17 protein-coding genes are annotated in these 20,042 nt (G+C 63.1%); 10 read left to right on the top strand and 7 right to left on the bottom strand.

The window, feature by feature from the left end; all coding sequences use genetic code 11:
• The first annotated feature begins 46 nt into the window (after window positions 1–46).
• The 6 genes from mfd to AC1RBA_RS01405 all read left to right on the top strand — a co-directional run bounded on the left by mfd (window position 47) and on the right by AC1RBA_RS01405 (window position 7,252).
• Window positions 47–3,490 (top strand): transcription-repair coupling factor, encoded by a 3,444-nt coding sequence (gene mfd / locus AC1RBA_RS01430; protein WP_070291552.1) that lies wholly within the window; start codon window positions 47–49, stop codon window positions 3,488–3,490.
• 55 nt (window positions 3,491–3,545) lie between these two features.
• Window positions 3,546–4,388, top strand: coding sequence for a phosphoserine phosphatase SerB (gene serB, locus AC1RBA_RS01425; protein ID WP_492402991.1), 843 nt, complete (start codon window positions 3,546–3,548; stop codon window positions 4,386–4,388).
• Window positions 4,389–4,493: 105 nt separating this feature from the next.
• Entirely contained in the window at window positions 4,494–5,231 is a 738-nt protein-coding gene (locus AC1RBA_RS01420) for a hypothetical protein (RefSeq protein ID WP_492416167.1), read from the top strand.
• Entirely contained in the window at window positions 5,228–6,154 is a 927-nt protein-coding gene (locus AC1RBA_RS01415; protein WP_492402837.1) for a TIGR04222 domain-containing membrane protein, read from the top strand. Before AC1RBA_RS01420 ends, AC1RBA_RS01415 begins: the two co-directional genes overlap by 4 nt.
• On the top strand, window positions 6,144–6,998 hold the full coding sequence (locus AC1RBA_RS01410) for an MbnB/TglH/ChrH family RiPP precursor modification enzyme (RefSeq protein ID WP_492416166.1): 855 nt from the start codon (window positions 6,144–6,146) through the stop codon (window positions 6,996–6,998). The genes AC1RBA_RS01415 and AC1RBA_RS01410 overlap by 11 nt, the downstream gene beginning before the upstream one ends.
• Window positions 6,995–7,252: a hypothetical protein gene (locus AC1RBA_RS01405; RefSeq protein ID WP_492416164.1), complete on the top strand. Its 258-nt coding sequence runs from the start codon at window positions 6,995–6,997 to the stop codon at window positions 7,250–7,252. The genes AC1RBA_RS01410 and AC1RBA_RS01405 overlap by 4 nt, the downstream gene beginning before the upstream one ends.
• Before the next feature lie 4 nt (window positions 7,253–7,256).
• Here AC1RBA_RS01405 and AC1RBA_RS01400 read toward each other — a convergent pair whose 3' ends face one another.
• A complete protein-coding gene (locus AC1RBA_RS01400) occupies window positions 7,257–9,122 on the bottom strand; it encodes a serine hydrolase domain-containing protein (RefSeq protein WP_492416162.1) in 1,866 nt (621 codons plus the stop codon).
• 86 nt (window positions 9,123–9,208) lie between these two features.
• On the opposite strand from AC1RBA_RS01400, the gene AC1RBA_RS01395 reads away from it, so the two are divergent.
• Window positions 9,209–9,571 (top strand): DUF4870 family protein, encoded by a 363-nt coding sequence (locus tag AC1RBA_RS01395; protein WP_070220215.1) that lies wholly within the window; start codon window positions 9,209–9,211, stop codon window positions 9,569–9,571.
• Window positions 9,572–9,608: 37 nt separating this feature from the next.
• Here AC1RBA_RS01395 and AC1RBA_RS01390 read toward each other — a convergent pair whose 3' ends face one another.
• Both AC1RBA_RS01390 and rimO read right to left on the bottom strand, forming a co-directional pair.
• Window positions 9,609–10,775: a cystathionine beta-lyase gene (locus AC1RBA_RS01390; RefSeq protein ID WP_230504898.1), complete on the bottom strand. Its 1,167-nt coding sequence runs from the start codon at window positions 10,773–10,775 to the stop codon at window positions 9,609–9,611.
• Between the two features lie 188 nt (window positions 10,776–10,963).
• On the bottom strand, window positions 10,964–12,319 hold the full coding sequence (gene rimO, locus AC1RBA_RS01385; protein WP_170846336.1) for a 30S ribosomal protein S12 methylthiotransferase RimO: 1,356 nt from the start codon (window positions 12,317–12,319) through the stop codon (window positions 10,964–10,966).
• A gap of 307 nt (window positions 12,320–12,626) precedes the next feature.
• Here rimO and AC1RBA_RS01380 point away from each other — a divergent pair, with 307 nt between their 5' ends.
• The gene (locus AC1RBA_RS01380; RefSeq protein WP_492416159.1) at window positions 12,627–14,222 is read left to right on the top strand and encodes a hypothetical protein; all 1,596 of its coding nucleotides are present in this window, start codon (window positions 12,627–12,629) and stop codon (window positions 14,220–14,222) included.
• Between the two features lie 92 nt (window positions 14,223–14,314).
• On the opposite strand, the gene phaR is transcribed toward AC1RBA_RS01380, so the two are convergent.
• On the bottom strand, window positions 14,315–14,878 hold the full coding sequence (gene phaR, locus AC1RBA_RS01375; RefSeq protein WP_010399000.1) for a polyhydroxyalkanoate synthesis repressor PhaR: 564 nt from the start codon (window positions 14,876–14,878) through the stop codon (window positions 14,315–14,317).
• Between the two features lie 224 nt (window positions 14,879–15,102).
• Window positions 15,103–16,848: a class I poly(R)-hydroxyalkanoic acid synthase gene (phaC, locus tag AC1RBA_RS01370; RefSeq protein WP_070291543.1), complete on the bottom strand. Its 1,746-nt coding sequence runs from the start codon at window positions 16,846–16,848 to the stop codon at window positions 15,103–15,105.
• Between the two features lie 217 nt (window positions 16,849–17,065).
• On the opposite strand from phaC, the gene AC1RBA_RS01365 reads away from it, so the two are divergent.
• On the top strand, window positions 17,066–17,299 hold the full coding sequence (locus AC1RBA_RS01365; protein WP_227741988.1) for a hypothetical protein: 234 nt from the start codon (window positions 17,066–17,068) through the stop codon (window positions 17,297–17,299).
• Between the two features lie 16 nt (window positions 17,300–17,315).
• Here AC1RBA_RS01365 and pgeF read toward each other — a convergent pair whose 3' ends face one another.
• Complete coding sequence (gene pgeF / locus AC1RBA_RS01360) at window positions 17,316–18,098, bottom strand: peptidoglycan editing factor PgeF (protein WP_492416157.1); 783 nt, start codon at window positions 18,096–18,098, stop codon at window positions 17,316–17,318.
• Entirely contained in the window at window positions 18,098–19,123 is a 1,026-nt protein-coding gene (locus AC1RBA_RS01355) for an RluA family pseudouridine synthase (protein WP_070220225.1), read from the bottom strand. Before AC1RBA_RS01355 ends, pgeF begins: the two co-directional genes overlap by 1 nt.
• Before the next feature lie 89 nt (window positions 19,124–19,212).
• Here AC1RBA_RS01355 and AC1RBA_RS01350 point away from each other — a divergent pair, with 89 nt between their 5' ends.
• Window positions 19,213–20,016, top strand: a complete 804-nt coding sequence (locus AC1RBA_RS01350; RefSeq protein WP_070220227.1) for an outer membrane protein assembly factor BamD — start codon at window positions 19,213–19,215, stop codon at window positions 20,014–20,016.
• The last annotated feature ends 26 nt before the right edge of the window (window positions 20,017–20,042 follow it).

Here is a 20,042-nt window from a genome sequence, read left to right as displayed (position 1 = left end):
ACAGCTGTTCCACTCAACTGCCTCTGCCACTAGTGTCATCGCCTGCATGTCCTTAGACTTAACGAAAGCTCTCCCCAAGCCCGGCAACCGCTACGCGCTGCCCGCCCTGTATGGTTCATCCGACGCCTATGCCCTGGCGCTGGCCGCACTGGAATTGAAAGCGCGGGGCCAGATGCTGGCCGTGGTAGTGGCGCAGGCCAGCGACGGCCAGCGCCTGCTCGATGAAATCCCGTGGTTTGGCGGCAAGGAACTGCGCTGCCATCTGCTGCCGGACTGGGAAACCCTGCCCTACGACGCCTTTTCGCCGCACCAGGATCTGGTCTCCGAGCGCCTGGCCACGCTGCACGAAATCCAGACGCGCCAGTGCGACGTGCTGATCGTGCCGGCCACCACGGCGCTGGTGCGCCTGGCGCCGCCGTCCTTCCTGGCCGCCTACACCTTCTTCTTCAAGAAGGGTGAAACCCTGGACGAGGCGCGCCTGAAGTCGCAGCTGACCCTGGCCGGCTACAGCCATGTGTCGCAAGTGATGTCGCCGGGCGAATACTCGGTGCGCGGCGGCCTGCTCGACCTGTTCCCCATGGGGTCCGCCCTGCCCTACCGGCTCGACCTGTTCGGCGACACCATCGAAACCATCCGCACCTTCGACGCCGACACCCAGCGCTCGCTCTACCCCGTGCATGAAGTGCGGCTGCTGCCGGGCCGCGAATTTCCCATGGACGAAGCGGCGCGCACCACCTTCCGCAACCGCTGGCGCGAGCAATTCGAAGGCGACCCGTCGCGCTCCGTCGTCTACAAGGACATCAGCAGCGGCATCGCCTCGGCCGGTATCGAATACTATCTGCCCCTGTTCTTCGAGCAGACGGCGACCCTGTTCGACTACCTGCCGCCCGACGCCTCGCTGGCCCTGGTGGGCGAGATCGACGCCGCCATCGGCCGCTTCTGGACCGACACGCAGTCGCGCTACCGCTTTTTGAAGGCCGACCGCGAGCGGCCTATCCTGCCGCCCGAAGCGCTGTTCCTGTCCGACGAGCAGTTCTTTGGCCTGGCCAAGCCCTATCCGCGCCTGGCGATCGCCAAATCGAACGATGCGCTGGCGTCCGAACTGTCGGCGCCGATTCCCAACATCGCCGTCAACCGCCGCGCCGACGACCCGCTGGCCAACCTGCGCAGCTATCTGCTGCAAGCGGGCCGCCGCGTGATGATCTGCGCCGAATCGAACGGCCGCCGCGAAACCCTGCAGCAGTACTTCAGCGAATACGACCTGCAGCTGACACCGGTGGAAGGCAGCGACGGTTTTCTACAGTCCGACGCCAAGCTGATGCTGGGCGTGGCGCCGCTGCACGCGGGCTTCGAGCTGTTTACGCCGGAAGGAAATTTATCCTTCATCACCGAGACGGAGCTGTATGCCGGTTCCGGCCGCCGGGTCGGCAGCAAGAAACAGGAAGGCGTGACGCAGGTCGAGTCGATGGTGCGCGACCTGTCCGAGCTGAAAATCGGCGACCCCGTCGTGCACATCAACCACGGCATCGGGCGCTACATGGGCCTGACCAGCATGGACCTGGGCGAAGGCGAGACGGAATTTTTGCACCTCGAGTACGCGAAGGACACCAAGCTGTACGTGCCCGTGTCGCAGCTGCATGTGATCTCGCGCTATTCGGGCGCCTCGCCGGAAGACGCGCCACTGCATTCGCTCGGCTCGGGCCAGTGGGAAAAGGCGAAGAAGCGCGCCGCCGAACAGGTGCGCGACACGGCCGCCGAACTGCTCAACCTGTACGCGCGCCGCGCACTGCGCCAGGGCCACTCGTTCGAATTCTCGTCGCACGACTACCAGCGCTTCGCCGACAGCTTCGGCTTCGACGAGACGCCGGACCAGGCCGAGGCCATCCACAACGTCATCAAGGACATGACGTCCGGTAAGCCGATGGACCGCCTCGTGTGCGGCGACGTCGGCTTCGGCAAGACGGAAGTGGCGCTGCGCGCCGCCTTCATCGCCGTCATGGGCGGCAAGCAGGTGGCCATCCTGGCGCCCACCACCCTGCTGGCCGAGCAGCATGCGCAAACCTTCGCCGACCGTTTCGCCGACTGGCCCGTGCGTATCGCGGAATTGTCGCGCTTCCGCACCGGCAAGGAGATCACGCAGGCGTTCAAGGGCATGGCCGACGGCACCATCGACATCGTCATCGGCACACATAAACTGCTGTCGGACGACGTGAAATTCACCCGTCTGGGCCTCGTCATCATCGACGAGGAACACCGGTTCGGCGTGCGCCAGAAGGAGGCATTAAAGGCCTTGCGCGCGGAAGTGGACGTGCTGACCCTGACGGCCACGCCGATCCCGCGCACCCTGGGCATGGCGCTGGAAGGCTTGCGCGACTTCTCCATCATCGCCACGGCGCCGCAAAAGCGCCTGGCCATCAAGACGTTTGTCCGCAGCGAGGGCGAAGCCATCATCCGCGAAGCATGCTTGCGCGAACTCAAACGCGGCGGCCAGATCTACTTCCTGCACAACGAGGTGGAAACCATCCAGAACCGCCTGGCCATGCTGACGGAACTGCTGCCCGAGGCGCGCATCGCCGTGGCGCACGGCCAGATGCACGAGCGCGACCTGGAAAAGGTCATGCGCGACTTCGTCGCCCAGCGCTTCAATATTTTGCTGTGCACGACGATCATCGAGACGGGTATCGACGTGCCGACGGCGAACACCATCATCATGCACCGCGCCGACAAGTTCGGCCTGGCGCAGCTGCACCAGTTGCGCGGCCGCGTGGGCCGCTCGCATCACCAGGCCTACGCCTACCTGCTGGTGCACGACGTGCAGGGCCTGACGAAACTGGCGCAGCGCCGCCTGGACGCCATCCAGCAGATGGAAGAGCTGGGCAGCGGCTTTTACCTGGCAATGCACGACCTGGAAATCCGCGGCGCCGGCGAGGTGCTGGGCGAGAGCCAGTCGGGCGAGATGACGGAAATCGGCTTCCAGCTGTATTCGGACATGCTCAACGAAGCCGTGCGCTCGCTGAAGGCCGGCAAGGAGCCGGACCTGGCCGCGCCGCTGGCCTCGACCACCGAGATCAACCTGCACGTGCCGGCCCTGCTGCCGGCGGACTTCTGCGGCGACGTGCACGAGCGCCTGTCGATCTACAAGCGCCTGGCCAACTGCGCCACGCAAGAGAAAATCGACGATATCCAGGAAGAGCTGATCGACCGCTTCGGCAAGCTGCCCGACGCCGTCAAGGCCCTGGTCGAGACGCACCGATTGCGCATCGCGGCGAAAACCGTGGGCATCGTCAAGATCGACGTGCATGGCGAGGCGGCCACCCTGCAATTCATGGCCAAGCCGCCCATCGACCCGATGCGCATCATCGGCTTGATCCAGAAGAACCGCCACATCAAGCTGCATGGCCAGGACAAGCTGAAAATCACGGCCGCCATGCCGGACCTGGCCGCGCGCGTGACGCAGATCAAGACCACCATCAAGCAATTGACGGTGTAGACCATTTCGACCATTTATGCAGGCCTGACCCATGACCAATACCACAACCATCACCATGAACCTGATCCTGCAGGGTCTCGACGGCGATAGCGCCCGCCTCGAGCGCATCGCCGCGCTGGCCGCGCCCACGTCCGTCACGCGCCTCGGTCCGAATGCCGTGCGCTGCGAACAGATCGCCTATTCGCCAGCCCTGCGCCCCACCATCGAAGTGGCAGCCCAGGCGGCGCAGCTGGACGCGACCTACATGATGGGCCAGCGCGAACTCAGTGAGTTCAAGCTGGTGGCGATGGACATGGATTCGACGCTGATCACCATCGAGTGCATCGATGAAATCGCCGACATGCAGGGCCTCAAACCGCAAGTGGCGGCCATCACCGAAGCGGCCATGCGCGGCGAACTCGATTTCGCGGCCAGCCTGAAACAGCGCGTGGCCCTGCTCGAAGGCCTCGATGCATCGGCCCTGCAGCGCGTCTACGACGAGCGCCTGAAACTGTCGCTCGGTGCCGAGAAGATGCTGGCGGCCGTGCAGGCGGCTGGTCTGAAAACCCTGCTGGTGTCGGGCGGTTTTACCTTCTTCACCGAGCGCCTGAAAGAGCGCCTCGGCCTCGACTACACGCACGCGAACGAACTGGAAATCGTTGACGGCAAGCTGACGGGTAAAGTCTTAGGGGGCATCGTCGACGCCGAGGAAAAACAGCGTACGGTGGAACGCGTGTGCGCGGAGATGGGGATTGTGCCATCGCAGGCCATCGTCATGGGCGACGGCGCCAACGACTTGAAAATGATGGGCATCGCCGGCCTGTCCGTGGCCTTCCGCGCCAAGCCCGTGGTGCGCTCGCAGGCCGACGTGGCGCTGAACTTTGTGGGACTCGATGGCTTGCTCAACGTCTTGAGCTGAGCCGGGGCCAAGTTCGCGGCGCCGGACGGTGCGCGCACGGTTGCATAAGTTTGCTATATTGCAAACTTATATTCACCCCGCCCGCCCACCGTGAAAGAACACCGCATGCCGCCACCGCTGCCAGAAGAAATACAACGCCACCTGGATGTGTTCGTCGCCGCCGCGCAAACGGCCTTCGGCGCCGACCTTGCCGCCGCCGTGCTGTTTGGCTCGGCCGCCGACGGCCAGTTGCGCGCCACCTCCGACGTCAACCTGCTGTTGCTGCTCAAGCGCTTTACGCCGCAGGCGGCCGATGCGCTGCGCGCTCCCTTGCCTCCCTTGCGCCTGGCGCACGCCGCCATCGACTTGCAGGTGATGTTCCTGCTCGAAAGCGAATTGACGCAGGCCGCCGACGCCTTCGCCGTCAAGTTCGCCGACATCATCGCGCGCCACCGCGTCTTGCTGGGCAATGATCCTTTCGCCAGCCTGCACACGAGCCGCGACGCCGTGCTGCGCCGGCTGCGGCAAGTGCTGCTGAACCAGCAGGTGCGCATGCGCGAACGCTATATGCTATTGAGCCTGAATGAAGAACAGCTGGCCGGCGCCATCGCCGACGCCGCCGGTCCCTTGCGCTCGGCCGCCGCCTCGCTGGCGCAGCTGGAGGGCAAGTCTGCGCTGTCCGGCAAGCAGGCGCTCGAAGCGTTTGTCGACCAGCTGGGCGAACCGTCGCTGCACGCAGCCTTGCAAGCGATGTCGGCGGCGCGCGAAACGGCGCGCCTGGCGCCGGGGCAAGCCCTGCCCGCCTTCACCAGCCTGATGACGATGACCGAACGCCTGCGCGAGCACGCGGAGCAGATGCGGTGAACGGTCTCAATCCCTTTGACTGGAGCGGACCGTGGTTCCTGCTGGCCTATCTGATCTTCGGCCTGCTCGTGTACTACGGCGTGCGCGAGCTGCTGATCCGCCAGGAAGTGCGCAATCCGCACGCCCAGCTGACACTCGCCGACGATCCCTACCGCATCGCCTTCTTGCGCGGCGGCGCCCTCGAAGCCGTGAAGATCGCCGCCATCGTGCTGGTCGACCGCGGCTTGCTGCGCGCCGATGGCCCGCTGCTCGAAACGGCAAGCGCCGACAGCCTGCGCTTCGCCAGCCACGACATCGAACGCGACGTGCTGCGGCTGTACCTGGGCCGCCAAGGCCATAGCAAGGAACTGGCCGTGCAGGCCGGGATGCTGCCATCGTGCCGCGCCTACCAGGAGACCTTGACGCAGCAGGAATTGCTGGTCGGCCCGCCGCTGCTGCGCCGGCGCGAACGCATCACCTGGGCCGCGCACTGGCTGCTGGTGACGGTGGCCGGCGTCAAGGCCGTCATCGCCATCAGCCGCCAGCACTACAACCTGCTGTTCCTGGCAGTCCTGCTGGCGATTTTTCTCCTCATGCTGCGCGGCCTGCGCACCCAGGCGACCAGCTGGAGCGCGCAGCGGCTGCTGACCGACTTGCGCATGCTTTTTGGCCGCCTGAACATGCGCTCGGCGCGCCTGCAGGCAGGCAGCAGCAGCGCGGACATGGCACTGCTGGCCGCCATCTTCGGCATCGGCGCCCTGCCCTTGTCCGTGTACGGATATGTCGCCGAGCTGTACCCGTCGCCCCGGCACAGTTCGGGCGGCGACTCGTCGTCCGGCGGCACGGGCGACTCGGGCGGCTCTTCATCGGGCGGCGACGGCGGCGGTGATGGCGGCGGCAGCGGCTGCGGCGGGTGCGGCGGTGGCGGCGGCTGTGGCAGTTAGCCAGGCAAGCGCACGCGACCGCGTCGGCCTGGGCTGGCGCGGCGAACTGGCCGCCGGCATCCTGTCCCACCTGGCGCGGATCGACGTGCTGGAAGTGATCGCCGACGATTACTACCATGCCTCGCGCGCCGGCATCGCCGCCCTGCACCGCCTGGCGCGCCAGGTGCCCGTCAGCCTGCACGGCGTGGGCATGGGGCTGGCCTCGACGATACCCGCCGACCCGCGCCGCCTGCAGGCGATGGCGCGCCTGATGAAGGCGGTGCGGGCGGAATCGTGGTCCGAGCACCTGAGCTTTGTGCGTGCCGGCGGCATCGAAATCGGCCACCTGGCGGCGCCGCCGCGCACAGCGCGCAGCGCCGCCGGCGCCATCGCCAATATCGCGCTGGCCACGCGCATCGTCGGCAGCGCGCCGCTGATGGAAAACATCGCCACCCTGGTGCAGCCGCCAGCCAGCACCTTGGACGAAGCCGCATGGCTGGCGCAGATTATCCACGGCGCGCAAGTGCCGCTGCTGCTGGACCTGCATAATCTGTATGCGAACGCCGTCAATATTGGCGAGCGGCCGGAACAAATGCTGCTGCGCCTGCCCCTGGCCAGGGTGCGCGCCGTGCACCTGAGCGGCGGCCACTGGATAGCTGCGCCGGGCGGCGGCCAGCGGCTGCTGGACGACCATCTGCACGACGTGCCGCCCGAAGTCTTCGCTTTATTGACGCTGCTGGCGCGCCATGCACCGCAACCGTTGACGGTGATCGTCGAACGCGACGGCAATTACCCGTCGTTCGGGCATGTGCTGGGCCAGCTGGAGCTGGCGCGCGCGGCCTTGCGCGCGGGGCGCGGCGCATGAGTTCTCCCGCGCTGGAAACCTATCTGGCCAGGCTGTACACGGACGACGCCGTGCTTGACGCCTTCCTGCTCGCGCCGCGCGCGCAAGCCTTGCTGCACGGCTTGTCGCCGCAGGAAGCGGACGCGATGGCGGCGATGGACCGCGTCGGCCTGCAGATGGCGGCGGCCAGCTATCGCGCCAAGCGCGCCGCGCACGGCAGCAGGGTCACGCCGGCGCAACCCTGGTGGCGCCGGCTGCTGGCCGCCTGGACCTGACCGCCTACATCTGCCACAGCCGCAGCGGCAGCAAGCCCCACCAGGCCAGCACCAGCAGCAGTTGCAAGGCCGCCAGCAAGGCCACCCAATCCCATTTCGCCCACGAGCCCGCCTCGGCCGCCGTACCGCGGCTGCGCCAGCAGCGGGCCAGGCCGAACGCCGTGGCCAGCGGCAGCGCGCCCGTCGCCAATGTCAGCAGCACGCTGGCCACGGTGACGTCGCCCAGGCGCAGATAGGACTGGAAATAGAAAAACGGCAGCGGCAAGAGCAGCGCCAGCAGCGACAACAGGGGCGCGAACAGATGGTCGCCCCGTCCCAGGCTGCGCAGCGCGGCGCGCCAGACGCCCACCACCAGCACGTACAGCAAGCCGGCAGCACCCAGGGCCAGGCTGCCCCACAGCACCAGCATGCGCAGCATCGACGCGCGCTCATAGCTGCGCAAACCGTCGCTGAGCACATGCTTGCCATCTTCCTGCATCAGCACATGCGATGGCGTGCTGCGGTCGCTGGCGCGGAACAGCAAGCCGCCCACCGGTTCCAGCTCCTTCGGCTCGCCCTGGAACGGGATCAGGAACAGCGATTCGCCATCCCATTTGAGGCGCGTAAAGCCGAAGAAGGCATCGACCCAGGCCATGCTGGCCATGGCGCTGGGCGACGGCACGTAGACGCCCTGCCAGTTTTCCACCGTGGGTGCGGGCGTGCCCTGCGGGGCCGGCGCACGCAGGGGCAGTTCCAGGTCGCGCAGCAGCAGGCGGTTGAAGCGTTCATAGTCGGCCCGCTCCGCATCCGTGTTGAAGGCCACGAAGAAGGCGCTGTCCTGCTCCGGATAGATGCACAGCATGGCGCGGAAACCCACGGCCGTGCCAGGGTGGCAGGCGCCCACGACATTGTGGCGGTCGCGCACGGCCAGCGCCAGACCGTGGCCCGTCGCCAGGCCCGCCTGCGCCGCATCCGTGCCGGCCGGTTCGGACAAGGCGCCCATCAGGGCCAGGTCGATGAACTGCGTACCCTGCAGCTTGCCGTCGCCCATCAGGAACTGCGCCAGCTTGCCCATGTCGGCCGCCGTGGTGGTAAATTGCGCGGCAGGACGCAGGTACTGGGGCACGGCCGGCTGCGCCACGCCATGCTCGAAATAACCCATGGCCAGGCGCGGATCAGCCTGCGCGCCTGTCTGGCTGACAAAGCCAAACGTGCTGTCCCCCATGCCCAGCGGCTGCAGCAGCTGCGCATCGAGGTAGCGTTCATACGGCTGGCCCGTGACTCGCTCGATCACCATGCCCAGCAAGCCATAGCCCATATTCGAGTAGGCGTAGCGGCTGCCGGGCCGCGTGCGCACGCGCAGCAGATTGCCGCCGCCGTCAAAAGCGGCGGCCAACGGCGTGTCCGGCGCCGGTTGCAGGCTGAAGGCCTGCCAGAAGCGCACATTATCGAGACCGGACGTATGCGCCAGCAGGTGGCGGATGCGCACGGGATCGCTGGCCAGCCACGGATTTCTCAGCGCCAGTTCGGGCAGCACTTGCTGCAGGGGCGTGTCGAGCGTGAGCTTGTCTTCGCTGATCAGGCGCAAGACGCCCAGCGCCAGCGCCACCTTGCCCACGGAGCCCACCTGCATGCGCGTATCGGCCTGCATCGGTACTTGCCTGGCGGCGTCGCGCAGGCCGGACGCGCCGACTTTGACTGTGCCGTCGGGCAAGACTTCGCTCCAGACGGCGCCCGCCAGTCCCTCTTCCTTCAAGCCGGCGGCAAATTCCGCCTCCAGGGTGGGGCCGGCGGCATGGGCGACAGTGGCGCACAGCAGCAAGGCCGGCACGGCGCGCCGCAGCCAGGACCCGGCGCGCGCGGCCAGGGTGGAATATTGATTTCGCTTCAACAATGTACTCTGCCTTTTTCCATGGACTGCGCTGCCTCGCCGCTTTGCTTGTTACAATTAAAAATTGCGCAACGACGGGAGCTTTCATGTCACAAGATATTATTTTGGATACCCAACTCCAGCAGACCAAAAACCTGGCCTGGTGGTTGTACCTGATACATGGCGCCAGCTTCGTGTTTTCGCTGGGCGCGTTTTCCTTCATTCCGCTCATCATCAATTATGTGAAGCGGGACGAGGCGGCCGGGACCTTCGTGTACAGCCATCACAGCTGGATGATCCGTTCCTTCTGGTGGTATGCGGCCTGGATCGTCGTCGGCGCCATCCTGTGGATCACGCTGATCGGCATTCCGCTGGCCATCATCGTGTGGGGCGTGGCCTGGCTGTGGAAAGCCTACCGCCTGCTGCGCGGCTTCCTCGACCTGAACAACAACAAACCCGTGCCCATGTAGGCGCTTGCGGGCAAGCCCGCATGCTTGCCCCATACCGCTACATCGCCGCGAACGCCCGTTCGATATCGGCGATCAGATCCTGCGGATCTTCCAGCCCCACATTCAGGCGCACCAGCTGACCCGGCAACTGCCAGCCCTTGCGCATGGCGGCGATGCGGTACGGCATCACCAGGCTGTTCGCGCCGCCCCAGCTGTAACCTATCTTGAACAACTGCAAGGCATCGACGAAACGGTCCGTCTGCGCCTCCGTGTAGCGCGCGTCGAACAGCACGGAAAACAGGCCGCCCGCGCCCGTGAAATCGCGCTGCCAGATGGCGTGGCCCGGGCAATCGGCGAAAGCCGGATGCAGCACCGTGGCGATCTCGCTCCTGCCCTTGAGCCAGGCGGCCACCGTGCGCGCGCCCCTGTCGTGGGCGTCGAAGCGCAGCTTCATCGTCGGCAAGCCGCGCAGCACCAGGTAGGCGTCGTCCGCCCCCACGCCCATGCCCAGACGCATGTGCGCCTGCGCCAGGCGGTCGTGCAGCGCCCGCTCGCGCGTGATCAGGGCGCCCATCAGCACGTCGGAACCGCCCGACTGGTATTTCGTCAGCGCCTGCATGATGATGTCCACGCCCAGGTCGAAGCCGCGCAGGGCCAGGCCCGCCGACCAGGTATTGTCCAAAGCCACCAGCACTCCGCGCGCGTGGGCGGCCGCGCAGATGGCGGGCAAGTCCGGCACTTCCATCGTCACGGAGCCCGGTGCTTCCGTCCAGATGAGCTTGGTATTTTCCTGGATCAAGGCCGCGATCCCGGCGCCGATGAGCGGATCGTAATAGCGGGCCGTGATGCCGAAATCCTGCGCCAGCCAGCGTCCCAGTTCGCGGTTCGGGTTGTAGATATTTTCCGGCAATAGCACGTCGTCGCCCGTCTTCAGCAAGGCAAAGTCCGCCATGGCGATGGCCGCCAGGCCCGACGGCGCCAGCAGGCAGTGCGTGCCCCCTTCGATCTCGGCCAGCCGCGCTTCGAGGGTGAACGTGGTGGGCGTGCCGTGCAAGCCGTAGGTATAGGCGTTCTTCTCTTTCCAGTCGCCCGAGCGCATGGCCGCCACGTCCTTGAACAGCACGGTCGAGGCGTGATGGATAGCATTGGGAAACGCGGCAAAGCCTTGCGGCGCCTGGTAATCGCTGTGGATCAGCGCGGTTTGCGGAGATTTGGGTGTGGTCATGGCGTCAGGAATAAAAAAAGGCGGATCAGCCTGTGCTGATCCGCCTTGATTGTAAGGGCTTATGCCCTTGCCTGCCGTACGTATGACAGAGTGTTACACCTGCATAAAAAACGTTCAGGCCAAGGCGCGCTGCCGAAGACAGTACTTTACTGTACGGCAAGGCAGCGCAACGCCGGCATGGACGTTTTTTACTCGGCGGCGCCCCACAGGTCGTGCGCATCGGCCGAGGTAATTGTCACGTCGACGAACTGGCCCACGGCCAGCTTGCGGTGCGGCTCGAACGGCGGCTTCACATACACGACGCCGTCGATTTCCGGCGCGTCGGCGGACGAGCGGCCCACGCCGCCGGAGCGGGTGACTTCATCGATGAGCACGCGCACGGTCTTGCCGACCTTGGCTTGCAGGCGCTTCTTGGAAATTTCTTCCTGCAGCAGCATCACGCGGCCACGGCGCTCTTCGCGCAGCTCTTCCGGCACGGGGTTGGCGATGGCATTGGCCGTCGCGCCTTCGACGGGCGAATAGGCGAAGCAGCCGAGGCGGTCGATCTGCGCTTCCTTGAGGAAGTCGAGCAGATACTCGAATTCCGCTTCCGTTTCGCCAGGGAAACCGGCGATGAAGGTCGAACGGATCGTCAGGTCCGGGTTGATGGCGCGCCAGGCCTGGATGCGATCGAGGTTTTTCTCGCCGCTGGCCGGGCGCTTCATGCGTTTCAACACGTCAGGATGCGCATGCTGCATCGGAATATCGAGGTAAGGCAGGATGTGGCCGCCGCTCATCATCGGGATGATCTGGTCCACGTGCGGGTACGGGTACACATAGTGCAGGCGCACCCAGGCGCCGTAGGACTTGGCCAGTTCGCCCAGCGCTTCCGTCAGCTGCGTCATGTGCGTCTTGACGGGACGGCCATTCCAGAAGCCGGAGCGGAATTTCACGTCCACGCCATAGGCCGAGGTGTCTTGCGAAATGACCAGCAATTCCTTGACGCCGGCCTTGAACAGGTTTTCCGCTTCGATCATCAGTTCGCCAATCGGGCGCGAGACGAGGTCGCCGCGCATGGACGGGATGATGCAGAAGCTGCAGCGGTGGTTGCAGCCTTCGGAAATCTTCAGGTAGGCATAATGCTTCGGCGTCAGCTTGACGCCTTGCGGTGGCACCAGGTCGAGGAACGGCGCATGCGGTTTCGGCAAATGAAAATGGACGGAATCCATCACTTCGGCCAGCGCGTGCGGGCCCGTGACGGACAGCACTTTCGGGTGCACCTTCATGATGATGTCGTCGCCGGCAGCGTCTTTCTTGGCGCCCAGGCAGCCGGTGACGATGACCTTGCCGTTTTCAGCCAGCGCTTCGCCGATGGCGTCGAGCGACTCTTGCACGGCGGCATCGATAAAACCGCAGGTATTGACGATCACCAGATCGGCGCCAGCGTAAGATTTCGCCGTTTCGTAGCCTTCGGCGCGCAGCTGGGTCAGGATTTGTTCGGAGTCGACCAGCGCTTTCGGGCAGCCGAGCGAGACAAAGCCCACTTTCGGCGCCGCACCTGGCATGGCCAGCATGGCCTCGGGCTGGGCGGAAGGAACGGGAATACGGTGAATTTCAGACATAGTTGGCAGCTAGAAAATGGTGAGGCGAATCGGCTATTGTACCCCGAGCCGCCCCTTGCTGTCAGCGCGGGTTCCTTTTGCTGGCGCATCTGCAACGCTACAACCGCAACTTTGTTCCGGCCACTGCCGTCGTGGCAGTGCGCGAATCAGATCCCGCCCCGCATCACCGGTATCAAGAAATTAAAAAATAATGCCACAAAGAAACTAATGACTGACATATAATTGTTTTTTAAAAAACTAAATCAATCCCATGTCTTTTTCCTTTTCCAATCTGAAAGCGCGACGCTCGGCTGTCGCGGCTTGCGGTCTGAGCGTATTACTGCTGAGCGGCTGCGCCGTCAACACCTCGGTGGTCGATCCACTGAAAATGAGCGCGCAATCGGGAGATAGCCCGGTGGTGCTCAGCATCACCTCGAATACCAAGGACATTTACGGTTTCAACACGATCAAGCTGCGCCGCGTGGTGGCGGGTGAGCAGCGCAGTGATTTCAAGCTGGTGTCCGAAAACCTGGTGATGAAAAAAGTCGAGAGCGCGATGGCAGGCGATACTTCCCTGTTCATTGGCGCACTACCGCCTGGCGAGTATGAATTCATCGAGTTGATCGACACCCGGGCCAACAAGCTCTTGCGTGTGTATTCGACCATCGTGGGAAGCTTCCAGATCGAAGCGGGCAAATCGGCGGATCTGGGCCGACTGATTGTGACACGCGGCAATTTCGGCGTGCAGTACGGCCGCAGTGCCCAGGTAGCATCCAATGCGGAATTGATCCGGCGCTTTGCCCCCGACTACAGCGCCATGTTTGGCGCCGCCGCCAGCCTTGGCTGGAGCACCCCACGCCACGCGCGGGACGATGTCGAACAATTTGCTCGCGCCCACCCGGCCGGGGCCGAGTGCGCCACCGAAATGCCTGATGGCCGCGTGGCCGCCGCCAGCCGCATGGGCGCTGTCCTGATACGCTCGACGCAAGGGCGATGGGATATCATCAATGCGCAAACAGTGGAGTCGCTGTCTTGCGTCTTTCCTGTGGACCTGCCCAATGCCGAATTGATCGCGGTAGGCGAATCCGGCTCCCTGCTACGCAAAGCGCGTGACAGTGACAAGCTGCTTCCTATCGATGCAGGCAACCTGCCGCCCGGCAATCTGCTGCGCATCGGTGGCAACTCCAACGATGGCTGGTACGTGATGCATCGCAAGGGAGATGAGTTAAACATTTTTCATGCGAATCAACTGGACGCTGGCGACTGGCGATCTGTGTACCATACCACCGTGCCCGGATCGTGGCTGCATGGCCCAGGCTTGTTGTGGACATGGCAAGACGCGGGTCGGATCGGCTATGCGCTGGAAAGCGGCTTGATCGGCGAGTTCGATTACCGCACGGGCAAGTTGACCGAACGCTTTAGTCCGCACAAGAAAAACCTGACGGAATTTACCCATCAAGCCAATGGCACAGAAAGCGTCCTGGTAGCGGCCGGCCTGGCAGGAAGATTTCCCGACGCCTATGTTTCACGGGATCGGGGCCAGAACTGGACGACTATCGTTTCGCCATTCAAAGTCCTGATGTCGCCCGTGGCGCCCCTCAATGACGGCAGATTGCTGATGGAGGCCGGCATGTATAACGAGGGCGCACTGCTGGTCAGCAGCGACGAAGGCAAAACCTGGGGGCCGTATGCGCCATACACACTGCGCCACGCACCATTGATTTTCCCCTCCGGCCTCGCTCTCAGCATCCAGGAAGATTTCAAGGGTAACGTCAGCATTTACAGCTCCATGGACAATGCCCGGACATGGAAACTCGAGCATTCGAACCAGGATCTGCTTTCCACCTTGCAACAACTGAAGCAATAGCATTCAGCATCGGCAGCCGGCGGCAAGACATCCGCAATGCACAACGGCACAGGAACTCCTGTGCCGTTGTACGACGTAAAAACCGGATCAGCTTATTTTTTGTCCGTTGGAGGCACCGGCGGAACAAACGGGAACGTGCCGAACAGATTCTTGCTCTGGCTCTGCATCTGTTCCTGCATCTGCACGAACAGGCTCTTGCTCTGGTCGATGTAGTTGTTCATCATGCCTTGCATCATCGGACCCTGGACATTCATGAACTGGGTCCACATTTCCGGGCTGAATGGCTTGCCTTCAAAACTGCCGGCCGACGTGCCCGTGAATTTGTGCTGGATATCGGTGAACGCTTGCACGTTCTTTTCCAGGTAGGATCCCATCATGCCCTGCATGGCGTGGCCATAGTAGCGGATGATCTGCGACAACACGCTGCTCGAGAACATGGGCGCGCCGTTCGCTTCCTCTTCCAAAATGATTTGCAGCAAGATGCTGCGCGTCAAATCTTCATTGGATTTGGCATCGACGACGGTAAACACTTCATTGTCCAACACCAGCTGCTTGACGTCCGTCAAGGTGATGTAGGAACTGGTTTGCGTGTCGTACAGACGGCGGTTGGGATATTTTTTAATCAGGCGGTCTATACTTTTTTTTGCACTACTCATCACAAGTTCCACTTATTGCGCCGCAGCGCATACTGAGTTAATCCGAAAAAAAAGCGAACGTGGGTCCGCTTTCGCACCTGCCTACGTTTTCCATTATAGAGTGGAAAACGGCTCCATTGCACATCAGGGTAGTAGATTCCCGCATTTATTGCAACGCAACTAAAAGTAGATTATTGACAAGACCGGAGATTACGCCGGCCTTGCCTGGCAAATCGCTTTGTGAATTAATCTGCCCTGACTTTAACATACCGCCCCGGCGCCGGCTCGATTGCCGCGTGGCGCTTGTTGCCCGGCTTGGCTGGGGCCTTCACCTGGGCGCCGCCGTGTTCGGCCAGGAAGGCCGCCCATTCGGGCCACCAGCTGCCCACGTGCTCGGTCGCGCCTTCCATCCATTGCTCGGCACTCAAGGGTTTGGCTTTCGCCGTGCGGGCGCCTTTGCCTGCGTCGTTGCTCCAGTAGCTGCGCTTTTTCTTCGACGCCGGGTTGATCACGCCGGCGATATGGCCCGAAGCCCCGAGGATAAAACGGTTGGCTTTCGGCTTTTTCGGGTTCAGCAAGGCCGTGCTGGCGTAGGCCGCGCCCCAGGGCACGATATGGTCTTCGCGCGAACCGTAGATGAAAGCGGGCGCATCGATGCTGCTCAGGTCAACCTTTTCGCCGGCCACCGTCAGCTTGCCCGGCACTTTCAGGCTGTTTTCCAGGTAGGTGTTGCGCAGATACCAGCAGAACATGGGGCCCGGCAAGCCCGTGCCGTCGCCATTCCAGTACAGCAAGTCGAACGCGGGCGGCTCCTTGCCCTTCAGGTAATTCGACTGCACGTAGTTCCACACGAGGTCGTTCGGCCGCAGGCTCGAGAAAGTGCTGCCCAGGTCGCGGCCCGACATCAGGCCGCCCTTGGCCAGGGTTTGCTCGCGCAGCGCCACTTGCGGCTCGTCGATGAAGACGTCGAGCGCGCCCGCGTCGCAAAAGTCGAGGAAGGTGGTCAGCAGGGTCAGGCTGGCGGCCGGATTCTCGCCGCGCGCCTTGAGCACGGCCAGCGCCGTCGAGACGATGGTGCCGCCCACGCAAAAGCCGAACATATTGAGCTTGTCCTGGCCGGAAATGTCCTGCGTCACCCGGATGGCTTCGATCACGCCCTGCTCCACGTAATCGTCCCACGTCAGATGCTGCATGCTCATGTCCGGATTGCGCCAGGACATCAGGAACACGGTATTGCCCTGCTCCACCGCATAGCGCACGAGCGAGTTTTCCGGCTGCAAGTCAAGGATATAGAATTTATTGATGCACGGCGGCACCATCAGCAGGGGCCGCTGGTGTACCGTGGGCGTACTTGGCGTGTACTGGATCAGCTGGAACAAGGCGTTTTCAAACACCACCGTGCCCGGCGTGGTGGCCACGTTGCGGCCCACTTCAAAGGCCGATTCGTCCGATTGCGAGATGCGGCCCTTTTGCATGTCGGCCAGCATATTGCTCAAGCCCTTGGCCAGGCTCTCGCCCTTGGTCTCGATCAGGGTTTGCTGGGCGTCGGGATTGGTGGCCAGAAAGTTGGCGGGCGACATGGCGTCGACGATTTGCTGCACGGCAAAGGCAATCTTTTGCTTCTGGTGCGGCGTCGCTTCCACGGCATCGGCCATGGCGCTGAGAAATTCCGCATTGAGCAGGTAGGCGGCCGCGTTGAAGGCCGACAGGGGGCTGGCGTGCCAGGCGGGCGCGGCAAAGCGGCGGTCTTTCAACTCCGGCGCCTTGCCAGCCATAAAGTCAGCCCACAAGCCCGTCAGCTTGGCCACGTAGGCATTTTTCAGTTGCTCGATCGCTTCCGGCTTGATGCTGGCGCCCGCATCCTGCAAAATGCCGGCAATCGGATTGCCCTGGGGCTGCGGTACCATGTTGAACCACGTCTTCCACTGCTCAGGATTGCTGATCTGCGCCATCCATTCCTTGGTCATCATTTGAGGATCGGGCATGTTCATAGCTATATAAGTCCATTCAAGAATTGGGGACGCCGAACAAAACCTACTGCGCGTCGGTATAGGCGGCCTGCGATGCTCACCGTACCTTCGTACGGTTGCGCATCTTAGCCACCTCTCCCTTCCGCTCGCTACGGTTTTGCGCGGCGTCGAAACGTAGTCGAAAAATAGAAAACTTTAATATCAACTGCATGCAAACTCTTACTAATTGCCAATACCAATGATGCTCATGACCGCTGTTGCCTGGATCTATGTCGTCGGCCTCATGGCGCTGACGGAACCGTCCATCGTCGCCGGGGTGATGACCTTCGTGCTGTACTGCGTCATCCCGCTGTCCATCCTATTCTATCTGACGGGCTCGCGGCGACGCAAACGCAAGGCGGCGCGTATCGCTGAACTGAACGCCCGCGCGCTCGCCTCAGCAGACGATAAAACAAAAACGGCAGACACATAAGTGTCTGCCGTGCAGATTATTTGCGCCAGATCAAACTGGCCTGTCTTCCCGTGACGCCGTCGCGCCTGTACGAGTAAAACTGCGCCGCATCGCTGACGGTGCAATATTCCCCGCCCGCCACTTGCGCCACGCCATCGCGCAGCAGCATGGTGCGCGCCAGCGCATAAATATTCGCCAGATACTTGCCCGGCTTGCCATCGATGGCGGCGAACGCATCCGACAACACTTGCCGCTCGACGTCATCGCGCGCGCCGTCGCGGAACGCCTGCAGCACGTCCTGCCCCACTTCGAATTGCTGCGGACCAATGGCTGGCCCCAGCCAGGCGAGGATCTCCGTCGCGCCCTGCGCGCGCATGCTGTCCACCGTGCGCTGCAAGACGCCGTTGGCCAGGCCGCGCCAGCCCGCGTGGGCCGCGCCGACGACCAGGCCATCGGTCGAACTGAACAGCACGGGCAGGCAATCGGCCGTCATTACCACGCACACGGCGCCCGCCTGCGTGGCGATGCTGGCGTCGGCGTCGGGCACGTGGCCGTCCAGCTTGCCAGCATCGGCAACGGCCACGCCATGCACCTGCGACAGCCAGGCCGGCTCGGCAGGCAGGATGGCTGCCAGCCGCGCGCGGTTGGCCGCCACATGGTCAGGGTCATCGCCCACGTGCGTGCCCAGGTTCAAGCCGCCGCCCTGCCCGTCACCATATGGCCCCTGGCTGACGCCGCCCGCGCGCACGGTCGCCAGCGCGCCCACGTTGGCGGGCAGGCCGGGCCAATGGGGAACAATGCAAGGCAACGGCGACGTCATCAGACCTGTTCCGGCTCGGGAATGCCGGCCGTGGCGATCAATTGCGCGAAATCATCGGCCAGCGGCACGATCCATTCGCACGCTTCCAGGGTGCCCGGATGCACGAGGCCCAGGCGGCGCGCCTGCAGCGCCTGGCGCGAGAACACGGACACCAGGTGCTGCTTGCCGTACACGGAATCACCGACCAGCGCGAAGCCCAGGTGCTGCATGTGCACGCGGATCTGGTGCGTGCGGCCTGTTTCCAGACGGCATTGCATCAGGCTCACGGGACGGCGGTCGAGTTCGCCGCTGCCGATCAATTCATAGTGCGTGATGGCGGGCTTGGCGGTGAAATTCTCCGACACGGCCATCTTGACCCGGTCGCGCGGGTGGCGCGCGATGGACGCATCGATGGTGCCTGCCATTTTCGGCGTGCCCCACACCAGCGCGAAATATTCGCGCTTGACGGTGCGCGCCTGCAACTGGCGCACCAGGTCCGTTTGCGAAGCCAGCGTCTTGCCGACCACCATCAGGCCGCTCGTATCCTTGTCCAGGCGGTGCACGATGCCGGCGCGCGGCACGCCGGCCAGTTGCGGGCAGTGGTGCAGCAAGCCGTTGAGCAGGGTGCCCGACCAGTTGCCGGGGCCCGGATGCACGACCAGTCCGGCCGGTTTGTTGATGACGATGATATGCTCATCTTCGTGCACGATGTTCAATTCCATCGCTTCCGGCTTAAAAGCCTCGTCTTCCGGCGCGCTTTGCGGCAGAATGACGATCTTCTCGTCGCCATAGGCGGTCATGTTGCGTTTGGCAACTTTTCCATCGACGGTCACGAAACCGGCTTCCAGCCACAATTGCAAGCGGCTGCGCGAGTATTGCGGCACCAGCTGGGCGATGACTTTATCGAGGCGGTGGCCGCAGGCGTCCGGCGTCAGTTCCAATGTAATCGGGGCCATTTCCTCGAAGACGTCGTCGGCGGCAAAATCGCCGTCAAACGCCTCTTCGGCGGCATGGTCAGAAAGGGAGTCAAACGCGGGGTCAGCCAAATTAGGCTTCGGAGTTAATATCACAGCATTCCCATCGGCTATAATCAGCCTATTGTAAAATCTTGGTTAAAACCTTCTTGCAAAACGTCATGCAAAAAAAATTATCGTTGGTAGTCGCTTCAGTCGTTCTGCTCGGCATGTCCGCTTGCAGCTTGTTGCCTGAAAAAGTGGATGAGACCAAAAACTGGTCCGTTACGAAATTATACTCGGAGGCGCGTGAAGAAATGGCCGGGCAGCACTATGAAGCTGCAATCGGCCTGTTCCAGAAGCTGGAGGCTAACTATCCTTTCGGCAACTATGCTCTGCAAGCGCAGATGGAGATCGCTTACGCGTATTATAAGTCGGGAGACCAGGCGCAGGCATTGGCTGCCGTCGAACGCTTCATCAAGTTGCATCCGAACCACGCCAATGTAGACTATATGTACTACTTGCGCGGCCTGATCAGCTTTAACGACCAGATCAGCTTCCTGAACTTCCTGTACGAGCAAGATCCGACCGAGCGCGATCCGAAAGCCACGCGCGAAGCGTTTGCGGCCTTCAAGCAACTGGTCGACAAGTTCCCAAATAGCAAATACGCGCCCGATTCGCTGGCCCGCATGAACTATTTGATCGATGCCATGGCGAAATACGAAGTGCACGTGGCGCGCTATTACTACCGCCGCGGCGCCTACCTGGCCGCCGCCAACCGCGCGCAAACGACGGTCAAGGACTTTGCCGCCTCGCCCGCCATCGAAGAAGCGCTGTTCATCATGTACCGCTCGTACGACAAGCTGGGCTTGACCGACCTGCGCGACGATACCTTGCGCGTGCTGACCAAGAACTACCCGAACACGGCATTCCTCAGCCCGGAAGGGGTGAACAAGGAACGCAAGTGGTGGAAATTCTGGCAGTAAAATAAGAAAAAACCGGGCTAGCCCGG

The sequence above is a fragment of the Janthinobacterium sp. GW823-FHT03B06 genome, from assembly GCF_058796955.1.
This window is presented reverse-complemented; position numbering and strand designations above follow the sequence as displayed.